The following is a 23,783-nucleotide window of genomic DNA, read 5'->3' on the forward strand; positions in this document are numbered from 1 at the left end:
GGTGATGATCACCGTAGGGAGCCGGGGCGGGGGTGGGCAGGGGGTGGCGGTGATGGGTGGGCCTGTTCCATGAGCGGAATCGATGGATGGGGTGGTGGGGAGGTAGGTTCGGCGGCAGGGGGCGGCGCACGGGCGGGCGAAACGGGCGGGCGAAACGGGCGGGCGAAACGGGTTGGTGGAACGGGTGGACGGAACGGGTGGACGGAATCGAGTGAGTGGTATGGATGAGCGGCATGGGTGATCCGGCCCCGGACCTCGCTCCGCAGGAACTGCGCGTCCTGGTCGCGGTCGAGGAGGAGAAGGGGTTCACGGCAGCAGCCGCACGCCTGGGGACGAGCCAGTCCGCCGTCTCGCACGCCGTCCGCACCTGCGAGCGGAAGCTCGGTGCGGTGCTCTTCGACCGGGGGCGCCACGGCGCACGCCCCACCGAGGCAGGCGCGCGAGCCGTCGCGTACGCCCGCCGGGTCCTGCGGCTGCTGGAGGCGATGGGTCCGGAGGTGCGCGCCGCCGGCGCCGGGAACCAGGCCGGGGCGGTCACCGGGACGCTGCGGATCGCCGCCTTCCGCAGCGTCGCCGCGCACCTGCTGCCGCCCGTACTGGCCCGGCTCACCGCCCGCCACCCGGGGCTCACCCCGCAGGTCCGGATCGTCCGCGAGATCGGGCGCGGCACGGCCGGCGAGGTCGCCGACGGCCGCGCCGACCTCGGGCTCGCCACCCTGGACGCGAGCGCGCCGCCGCCGGTGCCCGGGCTGCTCTCCGTCCGGCTCTTCGAGGAGGAGTACGCGCTGGTGCACCCGGCCGGCCACCCGGCGCCGCGCGGACTGCCGCTGGTCGACTGGGACGAGAACTGCGGCTCGTACACCCGGGACTGGTGGGACCGGCAGGACTGGATCCCGCCCGCGACCATCGACGTCGAGGACGACACGGTGGCCGTCTCGCTGGTGTCCCAGGGGCTGGGGATGGCGATCATGCCCCGGACCGCCCTGCTCGGAGCCCCGGCCGGACTGGCCGTCACCGGTCTCGGGCCGCACCCGCCGAGTCGGCACGTCGGGTACGTGACGACGCCGGAGCTGGCGGGCACGGCGGCGGTGCGGGCGCTGATCCGGGAGCTGCGCGGTCTCACCCTGCCGGACGGGCTGACGGCGGTGTGAGGGACCGGCGGGATCCGGCGGCTCGCGCGACGGTTCGGCGCGCGACGGCCCGGCGGGGGTGGTGGCCCGGGTGGTCTGCGGCCCGGTGGGTGGGCACAGTGGACGGGCAAGCGGACGGGCTCAGCGGGCGGCGGCGGTGACCGGGCGGGAGCGGAGTGCCCAGGCGGCGGCCGGAGCGGCGCAGAGCGTCGCGAGGAGGACTGCCCCGAGGGCCACCAGGCCGACCGGCCGCCACGGCAGGGCCCACGGCGCAGGTATGCCGACCAGTGCCAACGCTCCGTGCATGGTGCCGAGTTGGACGGCGGTGACCGCGCAGCCGAGCACCGCGCCGACCACCGTCACCAGCACCGACTCGGCGGTCACCAGCCGGACCACCTGCGCCCGGGTGGCGCCGGCCAGCCGGAGCAGGGCCAGTTCGCGGCGGCGGTCGGCGGTGGCCATCAGGATCGTGTTGGCGAGCGCGATGCCCGTGTAGACGAGGGCCAGGCCGAGTACCAGCACCGTCCGCAGCCAGGCCATCCGGGCGTTGGCGGGCGCGGTGGCGGCGAGCCAGCCCTCGCGGGTGAACACCGTCGCGCCGGACGGCCGCGCGGCGGCGCGCACCCGCTCGGTGACGGCGGCCGGGTCGGTGGCCGGACCGGCGGCCGGACCGGCGGTGGGGTCGGTGGCGAGGGCGGTGGCGAGGGCGGGGGCCAGTCGCACCTCGATCCGGTCGACCCGGGCGCCCGGCGCGTTGGCGGCGGTCACGTACAGGCCGTTGTCGCCGAGGCCGTCGCGCAGGACGGCGGCCACCCGCAGGGTCGTCCGGCTGCCGTCGGCCCGGACCACCGGGACCGCCTCCCCGATCTTGGTGCGGCCCCACTCGGCGGGCAGGACGAGGGAGTCGTCGTCGAGGTCGGCCGGGGAGCCGGCCAGCAGGGGAAGCCGGGCGAGGGCGGCGAGCCCGGCCGGGTCGGCGACCCGCGCTTCGGAGCGGACCACCACGCCGTCCGGCTCGACCAGGGAGAGGCGGGTGGGCCCGGTGGGGGAGAGGGCCACACCGGGGACGGCGCGCAGGGCGGCGGTCAGCGCGTCGGGCGAGCTGCCGGCGGCGGGGACGACGACCAGGTCGGCGGCGGTCCGGGCGCGGGCCTCGGCGGAGCGGGCGGCGCTCACCGTGTCCAGCGCGCCCGCCAGCGAACCGGCCAGCGCCACCGAGACCAGCACCGGCGCGGCCACCGCGCCCGTCCGGCGGAGCGCGGTGGCGGCGTTGGCACGGACCAGCCGCCCGGCGTAGCCGCCGGACCGGGCCGGGACGAGGCGGCCGAGCGCGCGGACCAGGGGCGGGGCGAACAGCGGGGAGAGCAGGCCGAACGCCGAGATCAGCCACATCGGCTGGGTGGTGTAGGTCTTGCGGTGCAGCAGGTCGACGGGGTCGGTGGCGAGTGCGGCGACGGCCAGGACGGCGGCGGTCAGCACTAGTCCGAGACCGGTGACCAGACGGCCGAGGGTCAGCACGCCGGTGTCGAGGTCGGCCGCGCGCAGGGCGTCCAGCGGGCCGACCCGTCCGGCCCGGCGGGCGGCCACGGCGACCCCGGCCAGGGCGACCAGCAGGCCGGTCCAGAACGCGGCGAGCAGCGGCCAGCCGGTCGGGCCGAGGGCGAAACCGGGCGGGGCCATGCCGACGTCGGCCAGCCGGCGGAGCAGCGTCGGCGCGCCGAGCCGGCCGAGCACGCAGCCGGTGGCGGAGGCGGCCGCACCGAGCAGCAGCGTCTCGGCGAGCACGGTGCGCCGGACCTGTGCGGGGGTGGCGCCGACCAGCCGGAGCAGGCCGAGCTCGCGGCGGCGCTGGGCGACGGCGTAGGAGAAGGTGGACGCGACGACGAACGCCGAGACGAACACGCTCACCCCGCCGGCGGTGCCGAGGGCGGCCACCAGCGAGACCAGCTCCTCGCCGTCGGGGCCGCCGGGTGCGCCCAGCGCGGCGGCGAGGCCGAGCAGCATGACGGCGGTCATCGCCACGCCGAGGGCCAGGGCGAGGAAGGCACCGAGCAGGGACGTCCAGCGTGCCTTCAGGGACTTGAGCGCGATCCGCAGCATTCTCATGCCGTCCAGCGAACCGCTGCGGGGTGGGGCGGGTCAGCAGGCCAGGGGCCACTCCGGGAGGTAGGGCGGGCCCTACCCGTAGGGGGTCGGCGCCGGGGATCCTCCGGGGGCGGGGAGTGGCGGGGCTTGGCGGGGCTTGGCGGGGGAGTGGCGGGGCTTGCCCGGCGGGATCCGGCGACGGCGTCCGGCGCCCGGGCGGTGAAGGGTAGGCCGGGCCCTACCGACGGCCGCGCCGGCACGCCCTAGGGTGGGCGGCTGGCGCAGCCGGACCCGGGCGGGACCTGGGCCGGTGCGGGCGGGGCGGGAGGGAGGGCGGCGTGACGGACGGCGTGACGGACGGCGCGGTGGGCGGCCGTGGTGGGCGGCCGGTGGGTGTGTGGGTGCCGGTGACGCGGCCGGGGTTCCTCCGGTCGGCGGCGCCCTGGCGGGCGGCGGCGTACCTGCTCGCGACCGGACTGACCGGGCTGCTGCTCTGCGGCGGGCTCCTGGTGGCCGGGGTGGCCGCCGGGGTGCTGGCGGTGCTGGTGGTCGGTCTGCCGCTGCTCGCCGCGCTGGCGCTGGCCGGGGTGCCGGTCGGGGCCTGGGAACGGCGGCTGGTCCGGCTGGTGGGGGAGGGCCCGGTGCCGGATCCCCACCTCGTCCCCGACCGCCCGGGCCTGGCGGCCTGGCTGCGGCTGCGCTACCGCGAGCGGGCGACCTGGCGGGAGCTCGGGTTCACGCTGCTCGCCGCGTCCGTGCTCTGGCCGGTCGACCTGGCCGTGGTCGGCTTCGCGATCGCCGTGCCCGGGTACCTGCTGGCCGCGCTGCCGCTGCTCCTGCTGGACGGCGAGCAGGTCAACGTCCTCAAGCTGTGGCAGGTCCACTCCCCGCTGGTGGCAGGCCTGTTCGGGATCGCGGGCCTGCTGCTGGCACCGCTGCTCGGCTACCCGCTGGCGGTGGTGGCGGCGGCCCGCGCGGCGCTGGTGCGGCTGGTGCTCGGTCCGGGCGGGCAGGACCGGCGGATCGGTGAACTGGTGCGCTCCCGGGCCAGGTTGGTGGATGCCTTCGAGGCGGAGCGGCGCCGGATCGAGCGCGATCTGCACGACGGTGCCCAACAGCGGCTGGTGGCCTTGCGGATGACGCTCGGCCTGGCCCGGCTGGACGCTCCGCCGGACGGGCCGCTGGCCGCCCGGCTCGCCGAGGCGCACCGGGAGGCGGGTGAAGTGCTGGCGGAACTCCGGGAGTTGATCAACGGAATCCATCCCCAGGTGCTCACCGACCGGGGCCTGCCGGATGCCTGCGCGGACGCCGCCGACCGCTCGCCGATCCCCGTCACCACCCGCTTCGAGCTGCCGGGGAGGCTGCCGGCGCCGGTCGAGTCGGCCGGCTACTTCGCCGTCGCCGAGGCACTCGCCAACGTCGCCAAGCACAGCGGGGCGGGCACGGCGAGCGTCGACGGGCGGTACGCCGACGGGTGGTTGACCATCGAGGTGGCGGACGACGGCCGCGGCGGCGCCGATCCGGCGCGCGGCAGCGGGCTGACCGGGCTGGCCGACCGGGTCGCGGTCGTGGACGGCACACTGGCGGTGAGCAGTCCGCCCGGCGGACCGACCCTGGTGCGGGTGGAGATCCCCTGCGCACCGGCCCCGGCTGATGGAGGAGCAGGACGATGAGCGAGCAGACGGCCGGGGCACTCAGGATCGTGGTCGCCGAGGACGGCGTGCTGCTGCGGGAGGGGCTGGTCGGCCTGCTCGCGAGGTTCGGGCACGAGGTGGTGGCCGCGGTCGGCGACGCCGAGGAGTTGCGGGCGGCGGTCGGCACGCACGAGCCGGACCTCGTCGTCACCGACGTCCGGATGCCCCCGGGCCAGACCGACGAGGGCCTGCGGGCGGCCGTCGCCCTGCGCGAGCGGCGGCCGGGGCTGCCGGTGCTCGTCCTCAGCCAGTACGTGCAGCGGTCGTACGCGGCGGAGCTGCTGGACTCGGGGGACGGGTCGGGCGTCGGCTACCTGTTGAAGGACCGGATCGGCCAGATCGAGGAGTTCGTGGCTGCGGTCGGCACGGTGGCGGCGGGCGGGACGGTGGTCGACCCGGAGGTGGTCCGGCAGTTGCTGCGCCGCCGCCGGGACCCGCTGGAGCGGCTCACCCCGCGCGAGCGGGAGGTGCTGGCGCTGATGGCGGAGGGCCGGTCGAACGCGGCGATCTGCCGGGAGCTGGTGGTGTCGGAGGCGGCGGTGGGCAAGCACATCGGCAACATCCTGATGAAGCTGGACCTGCCGCCCGCCGAGGAGACGCACCGCCGGGTGCTGGCGGTGCTGGAGTTCCTCCGGGCGTGACGGGGCCGGGACGGGGCGGGGCGGGGACGGAGCGGGGCGGGGCGGGGCGTGCCGCCGGTCAGGCCGGCCGGTCCGGGCGCGCCGTCGGCGCCGGGGCCGGCGCCGGGGCCGGAGCCGACACCGGAGCCGCCGTCGGGGCGGGATCCGGCGCGACGGCCTCGCGCAGCTTCGCGAACTCCGCCGCCAGCGTGTCCAGGGTGTAGTGCGCGTTGAGACCGCTGGGGTTGGGCAGCACCCAGACCTCGGTCCCGCCGATCGACTCCTCCTGCCGCCCGATCACCGCCGTCCGCCGCCCGAAGGCCGTCCGGTACGCGCCGATGCCGAGCACGGCCAGGACCTTCGGCTCCAGCCGCAGCACCCGGGCCGTCAGCGCGGCGCCGCCCTCGCGCAGTTCCTCGGCGGTGAGTTCGTCCGCCTTGGCGGTGGCGCGCGGGGCGACGTTGGTGATGCCGAGACCGAGGGCGAGCAGCCGGCGCTGCTCCTCCGGGCGGAACTCGCTCGGGGTGAAACCGGAACGGTGCAGCGCGGGCCAGAACCGGTTCCCCGGGCGGGCGAAGTGGCGGCCGGTGGCGCCCGACCAGAGGCCGGGGTTGATGCCGCAGAACAGCACCCGCAGGCCGGGGGCGGCGACGTCCTCGATGGTGGTGTCGCGGGCGGCGAGCAGCTGTTCCGCGGTCGGCTTCAGGGGCCGCGCGGGCTTCGCCGGAGCGGTGGGCTTCTCGGTCATTCGTCCAGTCTGCCGGTGCCGGCGGGTGCCCCGTCCGCCGGGGCGTCCGCCACCCGCTCCGCCGTCCGGGCCGCCGTCCGGGCCGTCGTCCGGTCCGCGGTCCGGGGCTCCGCGTCGACCGTGGCCAGGACCGCCGCGCGGGTCGCCGCCAGCGACCTGGCCCGCCGCCGGGTCCGCAGCCACCGCACGCCGTAGACCACCGCCGCCGCGTACGCCCAGCCGACGAACACGTCCACGATGAAGTGCTCCGCGCCGTACACCAGGGTGAACGTCATCGCGAGCGGGTACGCGACCAGTAGCGCCCGCAGCGGGCGGGAGGCCGTCGGCCAGAAGAAGAACAGCAGCATCGCCGGGTACGCCGAGTGCAGCGAGGGCATCGCGGCGACGTCGTTGGCGAACCGGCTGCCGTTCTCGAAGATCGACCCGGCCCGGGGCAGCCCGCTCTCCGTCAGCACGTCCGACACCACCCGGGTCAGCGCCGGCAGGTGGCCCTCCTGGGAAGCGAGCCACGGCGGGACGGCCGGGTAGAGGATGTACGTCGCGAAGCCGGCGAAGGTCAGCGCGAGGTAGCAGGTGAGCAGGTGCCGGAACCGGTCGTGGCGGCGGCGCCAGAGCACCGCGAGCACGACGAAGACCAGGAAGAAGTGCGACATGTAGACGGCGACCGCCGCGTAGTCGTACCAGTGCGGCGAGCCCGGCGTGTACAGCCCGTGCTGGAGCCGGACGGTCAGGGTCTCACCCAGGCCCATCAGTTCGTCGGCCCGCTGCTGCGGCCACAGGTACGGCCCCCACGGGGTGTGCGCGCCGTAGCCGCGCAGCAGCGAGTACGTCCAGACGACGGCCATCACCGGGATCCAGTCGCGCAGCACGAGGAGGAAGCCGCGCGGGCCGTGGCCGCTGTGCACGGCGGCGGCCAGCAGCGCGCCGATCAGCCAGAGGAACACCACGTCGTTGGAGTACGGCAGCCCGTAGGCGCGGACGTACCAGAGCAGGGCGAGCAGGTAGAGCGGCCACGCCAGCAGGCGGATCCGGGACAGGACGCCGGGGCGGGCGCCGGTCCGGGAGCCGGTCGCCGGACGCAGCCGCCCGGCGCTCGCGGGAGTGGTCGGCGGCGCCGCGCGGAGCATTCTGGTCATGCCGGTCGAAGCTAGCAAGGCATTCTTGGAGAACTCTCGGTGCGAACGGCCGTCCTTCCAGGAACACCTCAGAAATGCCCCGTGCGGCGGAACGGTGCTCCGGAACCGGTGCTCCGGAACCGGCGCTCCCGGAAGCGGCGCTCCCGGAAGCGGTGCTCCGGAAACCGGTGGTGCTCCGGGGCGGCCGCCCGGGGGCGGGGCCGCGCCCGGAGCGGAGCGGTCAGGACACGATGCCCAGCTCGTGCGGGGTGTTGTTGAACCGCCGCCCGCCGTGCTCCGTGACCGTCACGATGTCCTCGATCCGCACCCCGAACCGGCCCGGGAGGTACACGCCCGGCTCGATCGAGAAGCACATGCCGGGCACGAGCGGCTGCTCCTCGCCCTCGACCAGGTACGGCGGCTCGTGCGTGGTGATCCCGATGCCGTGGCCGGTGCGGTGGATGAACCGGTCGCCGTAGCCGGCCTCGGTGATGACCCGGCGGGCGATCCGGTCGATCTCCTGGCAGCTCACCCCGGGCCGGACGGCCTCGAAGGCGGTCTGCTGCGCCTCCCGGACGACGCCGTGCACCTTCCGCACCTCGTCCGGGACGTCGGTGCCGGCGTGCACGGTCCGCGTGGTGTCGGAGCCGTAGCCGTCCTTGAGCCCGCCGAAGTCCAGCACGACGGTGTCGCCGGTCCCGATGACCCGGTCGCCGGCCTCGTGGTGCGGGTTGGCGCCGTTGGGCCCGGAGCCGACCACGGTGAAGTCGACCTGGCTGTGCCCGTACTGGATGAGCAGCGCGCTGAGGTCGGCGGCGACGTCGGTCTCCCGGCGTCCGGCGAAGTCGACCTCCAGGATGCCCCGGTAGGCGGCGTCGGCGGCACCGCCGGCCGCGGCGAGGCGCTCCAGCTCGTCCGGGCCCTTGACGGCGCGGAGCATCGGCAGGGTCTCGGTGAGCGAGGTCCAGCCCGTACCGGGCAGGGCCGCCTGGAGGCCGAGCAGGTGCATGGCCCAGGCGTTGTCGGAGATGCCGTACCGGCCGGCCCCGTCGAGCAGCGGCACGGCGGTGGCGTACGGGTCCTGGCCGTCCGTCCAGTCGAGCAGCCGGACGGCGGGCGCGCCGGCCGCCTTCTCGGCGTCCGGGCGTTCCAGGGCGGGGACGACCAGGGCCGGCTCGCGTCCGGCGGTGAGGACGAGGGCGGTCAGGCGTTCGGTGATCGCGGTGGGCTGGTAGCCGGTCAGGTAGACGAGGTCGGGACCGGGGGCGACGACCAGGCCGGCCAGTCCGGCGGCGGTGGCGGACGCGGTCGCCCGGTCGAGGCGGGCGCGGTAGTCCTCGGTGGTGAACGGTCGGGGCATGTGAGGTCTCCTGGTGAGGGCGAACGCTCTGGGGCCGGTGCCGGGGCGGTCAGGCCCGTGCCGGCCGGGTCCGCGTCGACTTCATCACGGCCGGGACGAGTCGGCGTAGTGCCTGAGGAACAGCGCCTCGACGTTGGCCATGTGCTCGATCTCGCCGGGGTCGACGCTCTCGTTGGGCGCGTGGATCAGGCAGCGCGGCTCCTCGACGCCCATCAGGATGATCTCCGACTCCGGGAAGGTCCGGGCGAACACGTTGCAGAGCGGGATCGACCCGCCCTGGCCGAGGAAGGACATCGGCCGGTCGTAGACCTCCTGCATGGCCTTGTCGAGCGCCGCGTACGCGGGCCCGCCGGTGGAGGCCCGGAACGGCGAGCCGGTGCTCTCCGGGGCCACTTCGAGGCGCACCCCCCAGGGCGCGGCGGCCTTCAGGTGCGCGGTGAGCGCGTCCTGGGCGGCGTGCGGGTCGGTGCCGGGCGGGACGCGGAGGCTGACCCGGGCCCGGGCGGTCGCCGGGACGGCGGCCGCGGAGCCGACCACGGGCGGGCAGTCGATGCCGAGCACCGTGACCGCCGGGCGGGCCCAGAGCCGGTCGGCGACGCTGCCGGAGCCGGTCAGCCGGACGCCGTCCAGCACGCCCGCGTCGGTGCGGAACTGCTGCTCGTCGTAGCCGACGCCGCTCCAGCTACCGGTGCAGTCCAGGCCGTCGACCCGGGTGCCGCCGTCGGCGTCGCGCAGTGTGTCGAGGACGCGGATCAGCGCGGCGAGCGCGTCCGGCGCCGGGCCGCCGAACATGCCGGAGTGCACGTCGCCCTTGAGCGCGGAGACGGTGACCACCACGTTGGTGAGGCCGCGCAGGGAGGTGGTGGCGGTGGGTACGCCGACCGCCGCGTTGCCGGTGTCGCAGACCAGCAGGGCGTCGGCGTGCAACTCGCCCGCGTGGGGCGGCACGTAGGCCTCCAGGCCGCCGGTGCCCTGCTCCTCCGAGCCCTCCACGACCAGCTTGATGCCGACCGGGAGGTCGTCGCCGAGGGCCCGCAGCGCGGTGAGGTGCATGACGATGTTGCCCTTGCAGTCGGCCGTGCCGCGCCCGTACCAGCGGCCGTCGCGCTCGGTCAGCTCGAACGGCGGGGACGTCCAGGCGTCGTCGTCGAGCGGGGGCTGGACGTCGTAGTGGCTGTAGAGCAGGACGGTCGGCGCGCCGGGCGGGGGCGGGCGGTGGCCGACCACGGCGTGGCTGCCGTCCGGGGTCTCCTCCAGGTGGACGTCGCGCAGACCGGCCTCGGTGAAGGCGGCGGCGACCCACTCGGCGGCCTGGCGGCACTTCTCCGGCGGGTACTGGCGGGGGTCGGCGACGGAGGGGATGGCGACCAGCTCGGCCAGGTCGGTCTTGGCGCGGGGCATCAGGGCGGCGATGCGGCGGGCGAGTTCGTCGGTCATGGGTACGGCTCCTTCCGGGGCGGGTGGGGCGGCCGGCCGCCGATGCGGCCCGGGGGCGGCGGTGCCGGGCGGGGCAGGCCGTCAGTTGCGCACGGTGTCGTGGAGCTTGAGGTCGTCGATCTTGTCCTTGATGGCGGCGAGCTTGTCCGGGCAGTAGACCGAGAGCACGATCGTCTCGGCGAGGACCACCTCGCGGTCGGAGAGCACCGGGCGCTGGCCGGGGCCGCCCGCGCCGTTGGACATGCCGTACGTCCACTGCGCCTGCGTCAGCGCGTGGGCCGGGTCCTCGCAGACGGCGCCGCCGTCCTCGCCCAGGGTGTGCACGATCTGGCTCTGCGACGGCACCGGGTAGCCGGCCGCGGAGAGCGCCTCGGAGAGCTGCTGGGCCTTCCGGTTGGCCTCGTTGGTGGACTTCAGCTGGGAGTAGGTCAGCAGGCCGGTGACCAGCATGGCGACCAGGAGGACGATCGCGCCGACGTAGATCCAGCGGTGCCGGGAGGCCATCAGGCTGCGGGTCATGACGTTCCTCCGGGGGTGTCGCCGCTGCTCGGTCCGGCGGGGCCGCCTGGTCCACCGGGGCCGTCGGAGCCACCGGGACGGCGGGGTTCGTCCGGGCTGCCGGGGTCCTTCGGTCCGTTCGGTGCGCCCGGTGCGTTCGGTGCGCCGGGGCCGCCGTCGGAGTGCATGGCGGCGTTGGCCCGCTCGGCGGCCTCCATCTCGGCCAGCTCCGCCTGGGCTTCGGGCGAGCGCCACTCCGGCTTGCGCAGCCGCAGGAACAGGTACGGGATGATCAGCCCGAGCAGGGCCAGTCCGCCGCCGACGATCGCGACGTACGACCAGACCGAGCCGCTGCCGAACTGCGAGGAGGGCACGAAGCCGATCGCCATCGCGGCCGCCGAGGACAGCAGCCCGGTCACCGCGATCGGCACCAGCGCCGGCGCGCGGTAGCCGCGCGGGTGGTCGGGCTGGGTGCGGCGCAGCCGGATCGCGGCGGTGAACATCAGCAGGTAGACGATCAGGTACACCTGCGTGGTGATCACCGAGAAGATCCAGTAGGCGCTGGAGACGTTCGGGATCAGCGCGTACGCCAGGGCGATGATCGTGGTGACCACACCCTGGGTGACCAGCAGGTTCTGCTGGACCCCCTCCCTGTTGAGCCGCTGCAGGAACGGCGGCAGGTAGCCCTCCTGCCGGGAGATCATCAGCAGGCCCTTGGAGGGCCCGGCCAGCCAGGCGAGCATGCCGCCGAGCGAGGCGGAGACCAGCGCCACCGCGATCACCGGGGTGAGCCAGCTGATGTGGAAGTACTGGAAGAAGGAGTCGAAGGCCTGCATCACGCCGGCGGTCAGGCTCAGTTCGGAGGACGGCACCACCCAGCTGATCGCCAGCGCCGGCAGGATGAAGATCGCCAGCACCATGCCGGAGGCGGTGAACATCGCCCGCGGGAACTCCTTGGCCGGGTCGCGGAGCGAGGAGACGTGCACCGCGTTCATCTCCATGCCGGAGTAGCTGAGGAAGTTGTTGACGATCAGCACCAGGCTGGCCAGGCCGGTCCACTGCGGGAAGATGTGCGCGGCGTTCATCGGCGCGGCGGAGGGGTTGCCCTGGCCGAGGAAGACGAGGCCGAGCACCACCAGCAGGACGCCGGGGATCAGGGTGCCGATCACCAGGCCCATCGAGGAGAGGCCGGCCACCGCCTTGGTGCCGCGCGCGGAGACCCAGACGCCGGTCCAGTACAGGACCATGATCACGATCGCGGTGTACAGGCCGTTGCTGGCCAGGGCCGGATTGATCACGTAGGCGATGGTCGAGGCCACGTACGCGAGCAGCGACGGGTAGTAGAAGATCGTCATCGCGAACTGGCACCAGACGGCCAGGAAGCCGAGCGGCTTCGACAGGCCCTCCGACACCCAGCGGTAGACGCCGCCCTCCCAGCCGGACGCCAGTTCGGCGGAGACCAGCGCGGTCGGCATCAGGAAGACGACCGCCGGGAGGAGGTAGAGGAAGACGCAGGCCAGGCCGTAGACCGCCATGGTCGGCGCCGCGCGGAGACTGGCCACCGAGCTGGTGGTCATCAGCGCGAGGGTCAGCCAGGACATCCGGGGCGCGCTCGCGAGCCTGGTCGCCACCGCGCCGGTGCGTTGCCGGGCGGCCGGGCCGGTTCCGGCCCCGCCCGGCCCCGAACCGCCCGGGCTGCCCGTACCGCCCGGGCTGCCCGTACCGGGACTGCCGCGACCGGACGAGGGCACGTCCATCGAACTCATGAGTCCTCCTCGGGGCCCGACGGGTCTGGTCCGGGGGCCGGTCCAGCGGACTGGTCCGGGGTGGCCCCGGGCGGGCCGTACCCGGTCAGTTCACCCGGTTGCCGGGGGTGCCGCATGTGGCGTGCACCCGCACGGGTGATCGACTGTCAGGGGTGTGCGGAGGAGTTTGGCCGAACGGCCGTCCGGTTTCGGGGCCGGCTCGGGGCGGGGGCCCGGACCCGGTTCTCGGGCCCGGGCCCCAGGTCGGGGGCCGGCTCGGGCTGGGCCGAGGGCCGGGCTCCGGCCCCCGGCGGGCGGCTCAGGGCTGCTCGGACGGCCAGACCGCCCGGCGCAGCGTCCGCCCGGCCGTCGCGGGCACCAGGGCGAGGACCAGCAGACCGGCCACCGAGCCGAGCGCCGCCGCGGGGGAGACGTGGTCCAGCAGCAGGCCGCTGCCGACCATCCCGGCCGGCATGCCGACGGTGAACAGCGTCATGGTCGCGGCGATCACCCGTCCGCGCAGCGCGTCCGCCACCTGGCGGAACACCAGCAGGTCGATCATCACCCGCAGCGTCGGTATCCCCAGACCCACCACGAACAGGGCCGCGAAGACGACCGCCGGCCCGCCGGGAAGCAGCGGTGCGAGGATCGCCGGGACCAGCACCCAGGCCACCGCGAGGAGCAGCACCCCGGGCCCGGCCAGCCGGTGCATCCGGCTCACCAGGAAGGCGCCGGCCAGTGCCCCGACCGCCTCCCCGGCCAGCGCCAGTCCGATCCCGCCGCTCGACGTGCCCTGTCCGCGCAGGACCACCATCACCGGCAGGAGCATCGCGGTGGAGGCCACGTTGATGACCAGGACGACGGCCAGGGTCGGGCGGAGGAAGGCGTTGGCGGCCAGGTAGCGGAAGCCGGCCAGGGCGCCGTTCTTCGAGGGGGCGCACTGGGGAGTGGTGCCCTGCGGAGTGGTGCCCTGCGGGGAGGTGTCCTGCGGAGAGGTGCCCTGGGCGGGGCCGTCCGTGTCCGCCGCCTCCGGCCGGCCCGGGAAGCGGACCAGTACGGCCGAGGCCAGCGCGAGCAGCGAGGCGAGCGCCGTGCCGACGAACGGCGCGCCCCGGCCGAGCCCGAACAGCGAGCCCGCCAGTGGCGGCCCGACCAGCCCCGCACCGGTCATCCGCGCCTCGTCCTGCGCCAGCGCCTGCCGCAGCTGCTCCGGCGGGACGACCGAGCGCACCGCGAGCAGCCGGACCGGACCGCTGTACGCGATGGTCGCGCCGATCGCGACGGCCACCAGCAGTACGTGCGCGACGGTCAGCCGGTCCAGCGCCATCGCCAGCGGGACGCTCGCGGAGGCGAGCAGCCGGGAGCCGTCGGCGAGGATCAGCACCCGGCGGCGGTCGTACCGGTCGGCGACCGAGCCGCCGTGGATGCCGAAGACGACGGCGGCGCCGATCTGCAGGGCCCCGAACGCCGCGGCCAGCGTGGACGAGCCGGTGAGCGCGAGCAGCAGCAGCGGGTACGCCGTGTCGGCGACCTGCAGGCCGAGCGTGGCGGAGGCCTGGCCGGCCCAGAGCGCCTGGAACCGCCAGTTGCGGCGGAGCGGGACGGGTTCGTGGTGGCGGAGGGGCCGCTCTCCGGGGGCGGCCGTCGTCCCGTTGCCCGTTCTCCTCTCCGTGCCCGTGCCCGTGCCCGTCCCCGTTCCCGCGTCAGCCCCCGTGTGAGTGCCTGTCCCCGCCTTCGCGTCCCTGCTCGTGCCCGCTGTCCCCGTGCTCACGCCCACCCCACGCTCACCTTCGCGTCATCATTCACCTTTTCATGAATGATGACGCGAAGGTGAGCGATCGCGCAAGGGTGAATGCTGATTGCCGGGGGCGGCGGCGATCTGCGAGGGTGGAGCCGTGGTCGAGAACGCTGACGAACCTGCCGATGCCGCCGGCGCCGCCCCCGCCGCCCCGGGTATCCCCGCCGTCCCGGGCGCCTCAGGGCCTGCCGAGGTGCCCGGAGTGCTGCCCAGGGAACGCCTCGTGGAGGACGTCGCCACGCTCAAGGCGCTCGCCGACCCGCTGCGCCTGGGCATCCTCGGCGCCCTGAGCGCCGCCGGCACCGACCTCACCGCCAAGGAGATCGCCGCCGCCCTCGGCGAGTCGCAGACCAAGCTCTACCGCCACATCAAGCAGTTGGAGAAGGCGGGACTGGTCCGGGTCGCCGGCACCCGGCTGGTCTCCGGCATCGTCGAGAGCCGCTACGCCCCGGCCCAGGAATCGGTCCGGCTCGCCCCGGGGATCTTCTCGGTCGACTCGCCGGCCCGGGGCGATGCGTACGGCGCGATGCTCGCCGCGATCGACCGCTTCCGCGGGGACTTCCGCGACCACGTGCTCGGCGGTCGCGTCGACTTCTCCACCGCGCCGGAGGTCTCGGGCGGGCTCCCCGGGCTGTTCTCGCACTTCACGCTCCGGGTCAGCCCCGACCGGCTGGTCCGGCTCCGCCGTCAACTCAAGGACGTCTTCGACGAGTTGCATGCCGACGGGCACAGTGGGGACGAGGGCGCCGTGGAGGTGACCGCGTTCACCCTGCTCTACGCCGTCCGGCCGGAGGGCGCCGGTTCGCCGCCGGCCGCCGGCCCGTCGTCGGATTCCGGCCCGTCGCGGGATGCCCCTCCCTCGTCGGATGCCGACCCGTCGTCGGATGCGGCTCCGTCGCCGACCGGCTCTCGGAGCGGTACCCGACCGGGCACGGAATCGTAAACGCCGGGCGCACTGTCAGTGCCATGGTTCAGGATGACTGAATGTCATACGAACTTCAGGCGCTGATCGGTCCGGCGGAGCTGGTCGCAGTGGCGGCTGCCGAGGTTCCGGCGGCCAGCCCCCGACCGCTCGCCCAGGGGCTGGCGCTGATACCGGCAACCCCCGCCTTCCTGGCCGCCCTCCGGTTCGGCGACGACGGGTCGGCGGCCACCGGTGCCGCCGGCTTCGCGTGGGTCCCCGACGGCCTCGAACGAAGGCTCGCCGCCTGGTCCAAGGCCGGCCCCATCGCCTGCGTCGAGGCCGACTTCTTCGGTGGCACCGGCACCCAGCGCGCCGCCGTCTGGGCCGACGGCCGGCTCGACCTCGGCCCGCTCACCGGTGGCGAGTTCGAACCCACCCCGCCCGAGGGCAGTCCGATCTCCCGTGCCCTGCGCCGGCTCGGTGCCCGGGTGGAGGGCGTGGGCCACCGCGACGAGTTCGACGCCGTCGGTCTCGGCGCCCACCGCAGCACGGCCGCCTGGGCGGCGACCCGCTGACCGACCCGGCCACGACCCCGACCCGGCCCCGCCGTCCCGTAGTTCCGTAGTCCCGCCGTCCGGTGGCCGCGCCGTCCGGTGGTTCCGTCGTCCCCCGGTGCGGCGCCGCCGCCGGTCTGACGGCGTGTCGCCGCCCGCCGCCGCGTGTCGTGCACCGTTCGGCGTACACCGGTGGCTGGGCCAACTGGCCTGCCCCACGGTGTGAATCAGGCATTTTCGCCTGATTCGTACCGAGAGGAAAGCATCACCCATGCGTGCCACCTGGACGGCCGCCGCGCTGACCGCAGCCCTTGCGCTGACTCCGGTCGCCACGGCCTCCGCCACCGCCCCCGGCAACGGAGCCGCGGCCGGCCCCACCACCGTCAGCACCTTCGCGGTCCCCGTCGACCTCCCCCTGACCGTGCCCGCCGCCCCCGCGGCGCCCGGTGCGGCCGCCTTCGCCCTTCCCGCCTCCGCCGCCGTACCGGGCCTGCCGGGCCTGCCGAACCGACTGGGCCTGTCGGGCCTGTCAGGCTTGTCGGTACTCCCGGGGGGCGTCTCGATCCCGGCGGTTCCGGCCGCCCCCGGCCGCCCGGCCGGTGCGCCGCTGCCCGTCACGGTGCCCCCCGGGGCAGTGGCGGCGGACGCCCCCGCCCTGCCCGCCGCCCCGGCCCTGCCCGCCACTCCCGACCCGGCGGCGCTGGTCGGAACGGTCGGCGGCCTCGTCGACACGGTCACGGGCCTGCTCTCGTCCCTGCTCTCCACCGTCGACCTCGGCGTCGTGCAGCAGTTGGTCAGCTCGCTGCAGGCCGTCCTGCAGGGCCTGCTCGGCCAGTTGCCGACGCCGCCGGTGGACGTTCCGGCCCCGCCGACGCCCCCCGGCGTCGACGCGCCCACCCCCTCGGAACAGCTCGCCTCCCTCAAGGCGCGGGCCCAGTCCCTCGCGGACACCGTGGCAGGCGCCCGAGCCGCCGCCGTCCGCCCCCACCCCACCGCGGGCTGACCCCTCTCCCCTCTCCCCTTGACGCGTGAGGCCCCGGCCCCGAACCCGGGACCGGGGCCTCACCGCACATCCCGCAGGGGTCAGCGGTAGTTCACGTACTGCACCAGCGCCGCGCTGACCTGCGACTTTGCGGCGATCATGGCGCTGACCTGGGAAAATTCATGTCACGAATTTTCACTGGTCAGCGCCGTTTTCCGCCCGCATGTGCCCTGGATGTGCCCTCGTTTCGCACCTGTATTCAGTGCTGGGTACCGAGGGCACGGCCACTGCGGCGGCAGCTCGGCCAGTGGTGGGTCGGCCGTTGCTGCTCCGGTCGTCGAGGGCGATGCGGGGCTGTCCTGGCGAAGGACTACCTACTTCCCGGGTCGGCCGAGCTGGTGGACGCGCCAGCCTGCGGTGCGCCAGGGCACCGGGTCGAGGGTGGTGCGGCAGTCGACCAGCACCGGCTTGGCGGGCAGGTCCACCAGGGCGGCGGGGTCGGCCTGCCGGTACTCGGGCCATTCGGTCGCCAGAACCACCAGTTCGGCGCCGGTGAGCGCGGCGGTGAGGTCCGAGGTGGAGTCGAGTTCGGGGTTGCGGACCATGGCGTTGGCCACGGCCTGGGGGTCGTGCACGGTGACGACGGCGCCGGCGCGGTACAGCACCAGGGCAAGGGCCAAGGCGGGGGACTCCCGGACGTCGCTGGTGTTGGGCTTGAAGGCGGCGCCCAGCACGGTGACGCGGGTTCCCCGGAGCGGCCGGTCGCCGAGGGCGTCGGCGATGAGGTCCATGGCGACGCCGGTGCGGGATTCGTTGATCTTCTCGGCGGCGAGCAGGAGGTCGGCTGCGGCGGTGGCGCCGAGCATTCGGGCGGAGGCGGTGAACGCCCTGACGTCCTTGGGCAGGCAGCCGCCGCCGTAGCCGATGCCGGGCTGCATGCCGCCCGCGCCGATCCGCGGGTCGATGCCCAGGATCTCCACGATCTTGGAGATGTCGCCGCCGGCCTTCTCGCACATGTCCGCGACGCCGTTGATGTAGCTGATCTTGAGGCCGAGGAAGGTGTTCGCGGCGCCCTTGGCCAGCTCCGCCGTCGCGGGGTCGCAGACGAACAGCGGGACGCCGGCGTCCAGGATTCCGGCGTAGACCGCGCGGATCGCCTTCTCGCCCTCCGCACTGGTGACCCCGGCGATGAGGCGGTCCGGGCGCAGGGTGTCCTCCACCGCGTGGCCCTCGCGAAGGAACTCGGGGTTCCAGACGACCTCGACGTCGGTACCGGCGGGAGCGAGGCGCTGGGCGAGGGCGGTGACTTCGGCGGTGGTGCCGACGGTGACCGTCGACTTGCCCACGATCGTGCAGGCCGTGGTGAGGTGGGGGGCGAGCTGGCGGATGGCGCCGAAGACCTGGCCGTTGTCGTAGGAGCGGCCGTCGGCGTCGATCGGGGTGCCGACGCCGATGAAGTGCAGTTCGGCGAAGGCGGCCGCTTCGGCGATGTCGGTGGTGAAGCGCAGACGCCCGTTGGCGATGTGCTTGGCGAGGAGTTCGGGCAGACCGGGCTCGAAGATGGGGCACTCGCCGTTGTTGAGCCGCTCGACCTTGTCGCGGTCGACGTCCACGCCGATGACCTCGTGACCGAGGTCGGCCATCGCCGCCGCGTGCGGGATGCCGAGGTGGCCGCAGCCGATCACGGAGACGCGCATGGAGGGTCCTTGTCTGGGCGCAGGGGCACACCGTTACTCGGTGTGCCCCTGACGCTACCGGCTATCGGAGGGGTGGTTGGGCGGATTCGATGGGCCCACTGCTCACCGCGGGGGCGACGCCGTCACGGCTGGCCGGGGGTGTTGCGGTGAGGACGAGGCGCATGGCCCGCGGGTTCGCGGTGAAGCCGAGCGAGCGGTAGAGGGGGGTGCCGTCGTCGCTGGCGTTGAGGGTGATCAGGCCGCAGCCCCGCTCGGAGAGCCAGGTCGTCAGGGCCTGCACGGCGGCCCGCGCGTAGCCGCGCGAACGGTACTCGGGGTCGGTGTAGACGGTGTGGATGTGGGCGTAGACGCCGAGGTGGTGCGGCCCGGGGATCGAGTGGGTGACGGTGGCGGCGGCGCAGGCCGCCAGGCCACCGCCGGGGCGGTCGACGACGAACGCGGCCACCCGGTCGGACTCCACCGTTTCGCGGAAGAAGGCGGCGAGCCTGCTGCTCCACGCGCCGGTGTTCCCGACCAGATGTGCCCCGAGGCGGGCGAGGTCGTCGGCGTCGCCGGCGGCGGCCCGGCGGACGGTCAGCACTCGACGTTCAGGAGCTCGGCCAGCCTGCGCAGGGCCGGGATCGCCTCGGAGCGCACGACGACGTCGCCCTCCCTCGCGCCCTCGATCAGGTACTCCTTGTGGGCGTCGTGTTCGGTGACGCCCTCGGTGTCCAGGAAGAAGACCTTCAACCCGAGCGCCCGGGCGCGCTTCTGGACGTCGCGCCGGTCGGCGTGCAGACCGATCACCAGCAGCGCCTTGGCCTGCGGCGGGTAGTGCATGTCAGGCGTCCGCTGGTCGTACCGGCGCATGAAGGCCTCCGGCAGCCCGGCCCGGGCGAAGAGCCGGTCGAAGTTGTGCGTCGCCACCTTCCCGATCGCGTGCCCGGCGTCGCGCAGGGCCTTCAGGACCCGGTGCGCCTCGGTCGGCTCGGCCTGCAGCAGGCGCCGGAACATGCTGACCATGTCGTCGACCTTGCGCTCAGTGTCGGTCAGCACCTCCCGCACCAGGACGTCCTCGGCCGGGGACATCGTGAAGGCGTAGCCCTGGGTGAGGTCGTTGCCCTGGCGGGCCGTGACCCGGTAGACCTCGTGGAGGAAGTGCAGCGGAGGGACGCCGGCCTCGATGCTGGTGCCGCACCCGGCCTCCACCACGAACGGCAGGTGGCCCAGCAGACCGGACAGGTCCTCGGCGTACTCGGGGGCGCCGCGTTCCTCCTTGACGCGCATCCCGCCGGCGAGCACGTCCCAGGGGACGTTCCGCGAGGCCCGGGGCAGGTGGTAGTCCACCGACTGGATCACCACGTCGATCGAGCGGAACCCGGCGGGGGTGTCGCGGTCGGCCCGGTCGTCCTGCGGGTGGACGTCGTACTCGGTGAGCGTGGTGTACAGGTCGCCGCGGCGCCAGGTGGCGCCGTCGCCGGTGGGCTTCCAGTGGCCCTCGAACAGCCACTTCTCCAGGTCGCCGCGGTGCGCGGCGACCTCGGCGGCCGGGGCCAGCCACGAGACGTACAGGTACAGCTCCTCCATCACAAGGCGGTCGGTGGGGCGGCTGTGGTCGACCCCGTAGTGGAGGCGGTAGTGGACGGCCCGGCGCCGGCCGTTGTCGTCCTCGGTCCAGCCGGACTGCTCGGCGTTGCGCGGGTCCTGGGTACGCCGCCAGATGCCCTCCTCGATGGCCGGGTTCCGGTCGCCGGGCTGCGACGCGAAGTGCTCGCGCCACATGGCGGACTGTTCGTCGGTTAGGGAGTCGATCACGACGTGGGGCAGAAGCACGGTGCCTCCTTGGCTTCGCGGGCCCCCTTCGGGGCCCGGGTTCGGGTGGTTCAGGTCAGGGCGGTGACGGCGTCGCACAGCGCGCCCGTCAGGAAGGCGAGGTCGGTGTCCGTGGAGATCAGCGGCGGGGCCACCACCAAGCCCTGGCTCGGGTGCGGGGATCCGGCGCCGGTGAACGGGTAGAAGAAGACGCCGCGCTGCTCGGTCTCCTGGAGCAGGGGCCACAGCAGGCCGGGTTTGAGTTCCACGGCGTACAGGTGGCCCAGGCCCCGCACTTCCCGCACCCCGGGCAGGCTGGTCAGGGACCGCAGGGCCTCGCCGAGCCGGGTGCCGCGCGCCCGCAGCTCCTGGTGGTCGAGGGCCTCCAACTCGTCCAACACGCCGAGGCAGGCGGCTGCCATGAGCGGGTGCGCGGCCATGGTGCCCATCGCGGGCAGCGGGTCGGCACCGTCGTGGCGCAGCATCGGGGCGAGGTCCGGCGAGACCAGCACCGCGGCGACCGGCGTGTATCCGGCGCCCAGGCCCTTGGAGAGGATCACGATGTCCGGCTCGCAGCCGTCCCAGTGCTGGCCGGCCAGCGGTGTGCCGGTCCGCCACAGGCCGGTCAGCACTTCGTCGTGGATCACCAGGACGCCGCGTTCGCGGCAGATCTCGCCGACGCGGCGCAGGTAGCCGGCGGGAGGCATGAAGGCCCCGCCGGTGGTGCCGTTGACCGGTTCCAGCAGCACGGCGGCGACGTTCTCCGGCCCCCGGGCGTCGATGGCCTTGGCGACCTCCTCGGCGCAGTCGGCGGTGCACCCCTGGCCGCCGTCGTGCGAGTGGGTCGGCGGGTAGGGCGCCGGGAACGCGGGCCCCAGGCCCATCGCGTCCTCCGGGCGGGGGCGGCGGGCGTGGTTGCCGCCCAGGGCGAGGGTGAGCGCGCTCATCCCGTGATAGCTCAGGTCGCAGGTGAGGATGTCCCCGCGCCGCTTGCCGTCGCGGACCCTGGTGATGGTGCGCGCCAGGGCGATGGCGACCTCGACGCCGAGCGTTCCGCAGGTGACCAGCGCGACGGAGTCGTCCGGCCGGCCGACGGCGTCGCACAGGCGCTCCGTCAGCTCCAGCTGGATGTTGGGGCGCACCACGGCGGCGCCGCCATAGGTGTACCGGGTGAACTGCTCCTCGACGCGGGCGAGGACCTGGGTGCTGTTCTGGCCGATGTTGGCGCAGAGCAGGCCGCTGGAGCCGTCGAGGATGCGGGTGCCGTCGGCGCGGTCCAGCCAGGCCCCGGTCGCCCCGACGACGTCCCAGTCCTGCATGGGCCTGGACGACGTCAGCAGCCGTTCTCGGGTGATCGGGTATCGGTTCACGGGATGAGTCCCCCTTCCAGGGTGCGGAGCTCGTAGCCACGCCCCGTTGTTTCCATGGGGTGCCCGTACTCGGCCGGGTGGTTGCCCGGTCGGCGGTGGCCAGGCGTCGGTGCCGGGCGTGGACTCAGGGAACCCGGGTTCGGGGTGCCGATGCGATGTCAGAGGGCGGTGAAATTGCGATGAAAGACCGGTCTGCCACGGCAATTTCCACCCGCCTGGCACTGTCGCCGAACGTGCACGCTTCGCTACCGTCTGAACGGGAGGGGTGACGGTGGTACGGGTTCCCTCGGGGGTGGGTATGGGCAAGCCGAACAGCACGTTCCGGCGGGTCCGCGAGGTCGAATGGGACATGTCGCGTCGCGAGGCCGCAGAGTTCCTCGTGGGTGAGTCGATCAAGGCGGGCGAGCCGGTCTACCTGGTCGCCCGCACGATCGCGACGTGGGAGGACGGCACGACCGCTTGGCCGCGGGCCAAGTACCGCCGGCTTCTGGAACGGGTGACCGGCCGGGACGCCACCGAACTGGGCTTCACGCCCCCACCGTCCCGGTGCGGAACAACCACGCCCGTGGCGGTGGATCCGATGAGAGGTGGTGATGAGGACATGCGTCGACGCAGCATGCTCCTCGGAGTCGGGACTGCGGTGCTGACCGCTGCCGTCCCGCACAGCGCGGGCGCAGGCCCCTTCCCGGACACGGGACCGGCTCTGGGTCACGACCACGTTCAGGCGCTCCGGGAAGCCGAACAGGCGCTGTACGCCCAGGACCGCGACCACGGCTCCGCCGACCTCGCCGAGCAGGCCACGACTACGCTGGACACCGCCCGCGCCTGGCTGGCACACGGCCGCTACAGCGAGGACCTCGGCCGCGAACTCCACACCGCGACCGGCATGCTGTCCGTCGCGGCCGGCTGGCTCGCGCTCGACGCCGGTCGCACCAAGGACGCCCGCTCCCTCTACACGGAGGCACTGGCCAGTGCTCGCCAGGCCGACGACCCCGGCCTGGAGGCGCACGCGTTCGCGTGCCTGTCCCTTCTTGCCCACACCACCGGCCGCCCCCGCGAAGCCGTCGGAACCGCACAGGTGGCGCAGCGCGCGGCCGCCGCTCTCGGATCCCCGCGCTGGCTGGCCCTCCTGGCGATGCGTGAGGCCCGCGGTTGGGCGCTGCAGGGCGATCGCGTGCTGACCGAGCAGGCGCTGGTGCGGGCGTACGACCTGTACGCCAAGGGGCCGCGGGAGGCCGATCCGGACTGGCTGGGGTTTTTCGTCCCGGCCGAACTGGCCGGACTTGAGTCCCTGTGCCGCGCGGACCTCGGCCAGTACGACCGCGCGTGCGCGGGCGCGGAACAGGCCGTGATGCTCTTCGCCGGGGGCCACGCCCGCAACGCCGCCCTCTACACCGCCGACATCGCGCTCCATCAGGCCCGCCGGGAACGGCCCGACCTCGACGCGGCCGTCGATGCCGGCCACCGGACCCTCGCCTACCTCAAGGACGTGCACTCCGAGCGGCTCGTCCTCTCCCTGCAGAGCGTCGCCGAGTCGCTGGAGGTCCACCGGACGGTGCCCGGCGTCGCCGAGTACCTCGATACCTACCGGACCGCCGTCCCAGCCGCCTGAAGGTACCCATGACCTCGCCCACGCCACCGGTGTCACTGCACCGTCACGGTGCCGATGACATCGCGGTTCTGCTCGACACCCTCGCCGACATCTGGACCGACGCCCACACCGGCCACGACGATGTCGCTCAGGCCGGCTTCACCCCCGAGGCCCTGCGCCGCCAGATCACCGGGCACACCCGGCACGACGACTTCACCCTGATCGTCGCCTCCCTCGCCGACCGGACCGTCGGCTTCGGCTACGGCTTCCGCTGCACCCCCGCCTACTGGTTCGGTGAACAGCTCCTGCCTGCCATCGAACCCGAGGCCCGCACTACCCGTTCCCTTGCCGGGATCTGTGAACTCGCTGTCCGCCCCGGCTGGCAGGGCCACGGAATCGGAACGCGGATCCACGACAGCCTGCTGGCGGCATTGCGCACCGAATGGGCGTCCTTGCTCGCCATGCCCGGCGGCGGGGACGCCCAGCGGCTCTACCGCCGCCTCGGCTACCGGTATGCCGGGCCGTACAACGCGGGCCCCGACGGCCCGCTCCTCGACCTGCTTCTGCTCCGGACCCGTCACTGACCGTCGCTGTCATCAGCTAAGTCCCCGCCCTGGTCTGCCGGCGGTCAGCGCCATGGAGCGCCAAGCTGGAGCGCGCTGAG

Annotated in this window: 20 protein-coding genes; 8 read left to right on the forward strand and 12 right to left on the reverse strand. The window is 74.4% G+C overall.

Annotated features, from left to right (window positions below; all coding sequences use genetic code 11):
* Positions 1–233: 233 nt before the first annotated feature.
* On the forward strand, positions 234–1,151 hold the full coding sequence (locus tag AC067J_RS05665; protein ID WP_478296693.1) for a LysR family transcriptional regulator: 918 nt from the start codon (positions 234–236) through the stop codon (positions 1,149–1,151).
* Between the two features lie 120 nt (positions 1,152–1,271).
* On the opposite strand, the gene AC067J_RS05670 is transcribed toward AC067J_RS05665, so the two are convergent.
* On the reverse strand, positions 1,272–3,236 hold the full coding sequence (locus AC067J_RS05670) for an FtsX-like permease family protein (protein ID WP_478296694.1): 1,965 nt from the start codon (positions 3,234–3,236) through the stop codon (positions 1,272–1,274).
* 317 nt (positions 3,237–3,553) lie between these two features.
* Between AC067J_RS05670 and AC067J_RS05675 the strand changes: the two genes are divergently transcribed.
* Positions 3,554–4,888 (forward strand): sensor histidine kinase, encoded by a 1,335-nt coding sequence (locus tag AC067J_RS05675; protein WP_478296695.1) that lies wholly within the window; start codon positions 3,554–3,556, stop codon positions 4,886–4,888.
* Entirely contained in the window at positions 4,885–5,550 is a 666-nt protein-coding gene (locus tag AC067J_RS05680; RefSeq protein ID WP_478296696.1) for a response regulator, read from the forward strand. The genes AC067J_RS05675 and AC067J_RS05680 overlap by 4 nt, the downstream gene beginning before the upstream one ends.
* A 58-nt stretch (positions 5,551–5,608) precedes the next feature.
* Here the strand turns inward: AC067J_RS05680 and mug are convergent, their stop codons facing one another.
* From mug to AC067J_RS05715, 7 genes are all read right to left on the reverse strand, one after another.
* Positions 5,609–6,277: a G/U mismatch-specific DNA glycosylase gene (gene mug, locus AC067J_RS05685; RefSeq protein ID WP_478296697.1), complete on the reverse strand. Its 669-nt coding sequence runs from the start codon at positions 6,275–6,277 to the stop codon at positions 5,609–5,611.
* The gene (locus tag AC067J_RS05690; RefSeq protein ID WP_478296698.1) at positions 6,274–7,413 is read right to left on the reverse strand and encodes a phosphatase PAP2 family protein; all 1,140 of its coding nucleotides are present in this window, start codon (positions 7,411–7,413) and stop codon (positions 6,274–6,276) included. The genes mug and AC067J_RS05690 overlap by 4 nt, the downstream gene beginning before the upstream one ends.
* Before the next feature lie 220 nt (positions 7,414–7,633).
* A complete protein-coding gene (locus AC067J_RS05695; RefSeq protein ID WP_478296699.1) occupies positions 7,634–8,752 on the reverse strand; it encodes an aminopeptidase P family protein in 1,119 nt (372 codons plus the stop codon).
* 84 nt (positions 8,753–8,836) lie between these two features.
* A complete protein-coding gene (locus AC067J_RS05700; protein WP_478296700.1) occupies positions 8,837–10,189 on the reverse strand; it encodes a M20/M25/M40 family metallo-hydrolase in 1,353 nt (450 codons plus the stop codon).
* Positions 10,190–10,270: 81 nt separating this feature from the next.
* Positions 10,271–10,708 (reverse strand): hypothetical protein, encoded by a 438-nt coding sequence (locus AC067J_RS05705; RefSeq protein ID WP_478296701.1) that lies wholly within the window; start codon positions 10,706–10,708, stop codon positions 10,271–10,273.
* A complete protein-coding gene (gadC, locus tag AC067J_RS05710; RefSeq protein ID WP_478296702.1) occupies positions 10,705–12,453 on the reverse strand; it encodes a glutamate/gamma-aminobutyrate antiporter GadC in 1,749 nt (582 codons plus the stop codon). The genes AC067J_RS05705 and gadC overlap by 4 nt, the downstream gene beginning before the upstream one ends.
* Positions 12,454–12,751: 298 nt before the next feature.
* A complete protein-coding gene (locus tag AC067J_RS05715) occupies positions 12,752–14,203 on the reverse strand; it encodes an MFS transporter (protein WP_478296703.1) in 1,452 nt (483 codons plus the stop codon).
* Between the two features lie 229 nt (positions 14,204–14,432).
* On the opposite strand from AC067J_RS05715, the gene AC067J_RS05720 reads away from it, so the two are divergent.
* The 3 genes from AC067J_RS05720 (at position 14,433) to AC067J_RS05730 (ending at position 16,691) form a co-directional block, all read left to right on the forward strand.
* Positions 14,433–15,173, forward strand: coding sequence for an ArsR/SmtB family transcription factor (locus tag AC067J_RS05720; RefSeq protein ID WP_478296704.1), 741 nt, complete (start codon positions 14,433–14,435; stop codon positions 15,171–15,173).
* Between the two features lie 41 nt (positions 15,174–15,214).
* Positions 15,215–15,709, forward strand: coding sequence for a hypothetical protein (locus tag AC067J_RS05725; protein ID WP_478296705.1), 495 nt, complete (start codon positions 15,215–15,217; stop codon positions 15,707–15,709).
* A 250-nt stretch (positions 15,710–15,959) separates the two neighbouring features.
* Entirely contained in the window at positions 15,960–16,691 is a 732-nt protein-coding gene (locus AC067J_RS05730) for a hypothetical protein (protein ID WP_478296706.1), read from the forward strand.
* Between the two features lie 353 nt (positions 16,692–17,044).
* Here the strand turns inward: AC067J_RS05730 and AC067J_RS05735 are convergent, their stop codons facing one another.
* The 4 genes from AC067J_RS05735 to AC067J_RS05750 all read right to left on the reverse strand — a co-directional run bounded on the left by AC067J_RS05735 (position 17,045) and on the right by AC067J_RS05750 (position 21,528).
* Positions 17,045–18,367 carry a UDP-glucose dehydrogenase family protein gene (locus tag AC067J_RS05735; RefSeq protein WP_478296707.1) on the reverse strand — a complete coding sequence of 441 codons (1,323 nt, stop codon included), beginning with the start codon at positions 18,365–18,367 and terminating at the stop codon, positions 17,045–17,047.
* Between the two features lie 61 nt (positions 18,368–18,428).
* Positions 18,429–18,947, reverse strand: a complete 519-nt coding sequence (locus AC067J_RS05740) for a GNAT family N-acetyltransferase (RefSeq protein ID WP_478296708.1) — start codon at positions 18,945–18,947, stop codon at positions 18,429–18,431.
* Positions 18,941–20,179, reverse strand: coding sequence for an SIR2 family protein (locus AC067J_RS05745; protein ID WP_478296709.1), 1,239 nt, complete (start codon positions 20,177–20,179; stop codon positions 18,941–18,943). The genes AC067J_RS05740 and AC067J_RS05745 overlap by 7 nt, the downstream gene beginning before the upstream one ends.
* Before the next feature lie 50 nt (positions 20,180–20,229).
* Positions 20,230–21,528 (reverse strand): class-III pyridoxal-phosphate-dependent aminotransferase, encoded by a 1,299-nt coding sequence (locus tag AC067J_RS05750; protein ID WP_478296710.1) that lies wholly within the window; start codon positions 21,526–21,528, stop codon positions 20,230–20,232.
* Between the two features lie 298 nt (positions 21,529–21,826).
* Here AC067J_RS05750 and AC067J_RS05755 point away from each other — a divergent pair, with 298 nt between their 5' ends.
* A complete protein-coding gene (locus AC067J_RS05755; RefSeq protein WP_478296711.1) occupies positions 21,827–23,140 on the forward strand; it encodes a hypothetical protein in 1,314 nt (437 codons plus the stop codon).
* Between the two features lie 8 nt (positions 23,141–23,148).
* Positions 23,149–23,703: a GNAT family N-acetyltransferase gene (locus AC067J_RS05760; RefSeq protein WP_478296712.1), complete on the forward strand. Its 555-nt coding sequence runs from the start codon at positions 23,149–23,151 to the stop codon at positions 23,701–23,703.
* The last annotated feature ends 80 nt before the right edge of the window (positions 23,704–23,783 follow it).

Source organism: Kitasatospora sp. NPDC042419 (assembly GCF_056437345.1).

Bases quoted from the DNA above. Each gene is read 5' to 3' on its own strand.
- AC067J_RS05690 (WP_478296698.1), bottom strand. From the start codon at position 7,413: ATGACCAGAATGCTCCGCGCGGCGCCGCCGACCACTCCCGCGAGCGCC.
- AC067J_RS05705 (WP_478296701.1), bottom strand. From the start codon at position 10,708: ATGACCCGCAGCCTGATGGCCTCCCGGCACCGCTGGATCTACGTCGGC.
- AC067J_RS05700 (WP_478296700.1), bottom strand. From the start codon at position 10,189: ATGACCGACGAACTCGCCCGCCGCATCGCCGCCCTGATGCCCCGCGCC.
- AC067J_RS05670 (WP_478296694.1), bottom strand. From the start codon at position 3,236: ATGAGAATGCTGCGGATCGCGCTCAAGTCCCTGAAGGCACGCTGGACG.
- AC067J_RS05755 (WP_478296711.1), top strand. From the start codon at position 21,827: ATGGGCAAGCCGAACAGCACGTTCCGGCGGGTCCGCGAGGTCGAATGG.
- AC067J_RS05735 (WP_478296707.1), bottom strand. From the start codon at position 18,367: ATGCGCGTCTCCGTGATCGGCTGCGGCCACCTCGGCATCCCGCACGCG.
- AC067J_RS05725 (WP_478296705.1), top strand. From the start codon at position 15,215: ATGTCATACGAACTTCAGGCGCTGATCGGTCCGGCGGAGCTGGTCGCA.
- AC067J_RS05665 (WP_478296693.1), top strand. From the start codon at position 234: ATGGGTGATCCGGCCCCGGACCTCGCTCCGCAGGAACTGCGCGTCCTG.
- AC067J_RS05760 (WP_478296712.1), top strand. From the start codon at position 23,149: ATGACCTCGCCCACGCCACCGGTGTCACTGCACCGTCACGGTGCCGAT.
- AC067J_RS05695 (WP_478296699.1), bottom strand. From the start codon at position 8,752: ATGCCCCGACCGTTCACCACCGAGGACTACCGCGCCCGCCTCGACCGG.
- AC067J_RS05730 (WP_478296706.1), top strand. From the start codon at position 15,960: ATGCGTGCCACCTGGACGGCCGCCGCGCTGACCGCAGCCCTTGCGCTG.
- AC067J_RS05680 (WP_478296696.1), top strand. From the start codon at position 4,885: ATGAGCGAGCAGACGGCCGGGGCACTCAGGATCGTGGTCGCCGAGGAC.
- mug (WP_478296697.1), bottom strand. From the start codon at position 6,277: ATGACCGAGAAGCCCACCGCTCCGGCGAAGCCCGCGCGGCCCCTGAAG.
- gadC (WP_478296702.1), bottom strand. From the start codon at position 12,453: ATGAGTTCGATGGACGTGCCCTCGTCCGGTCGCGGCAGTCCCGGTACG.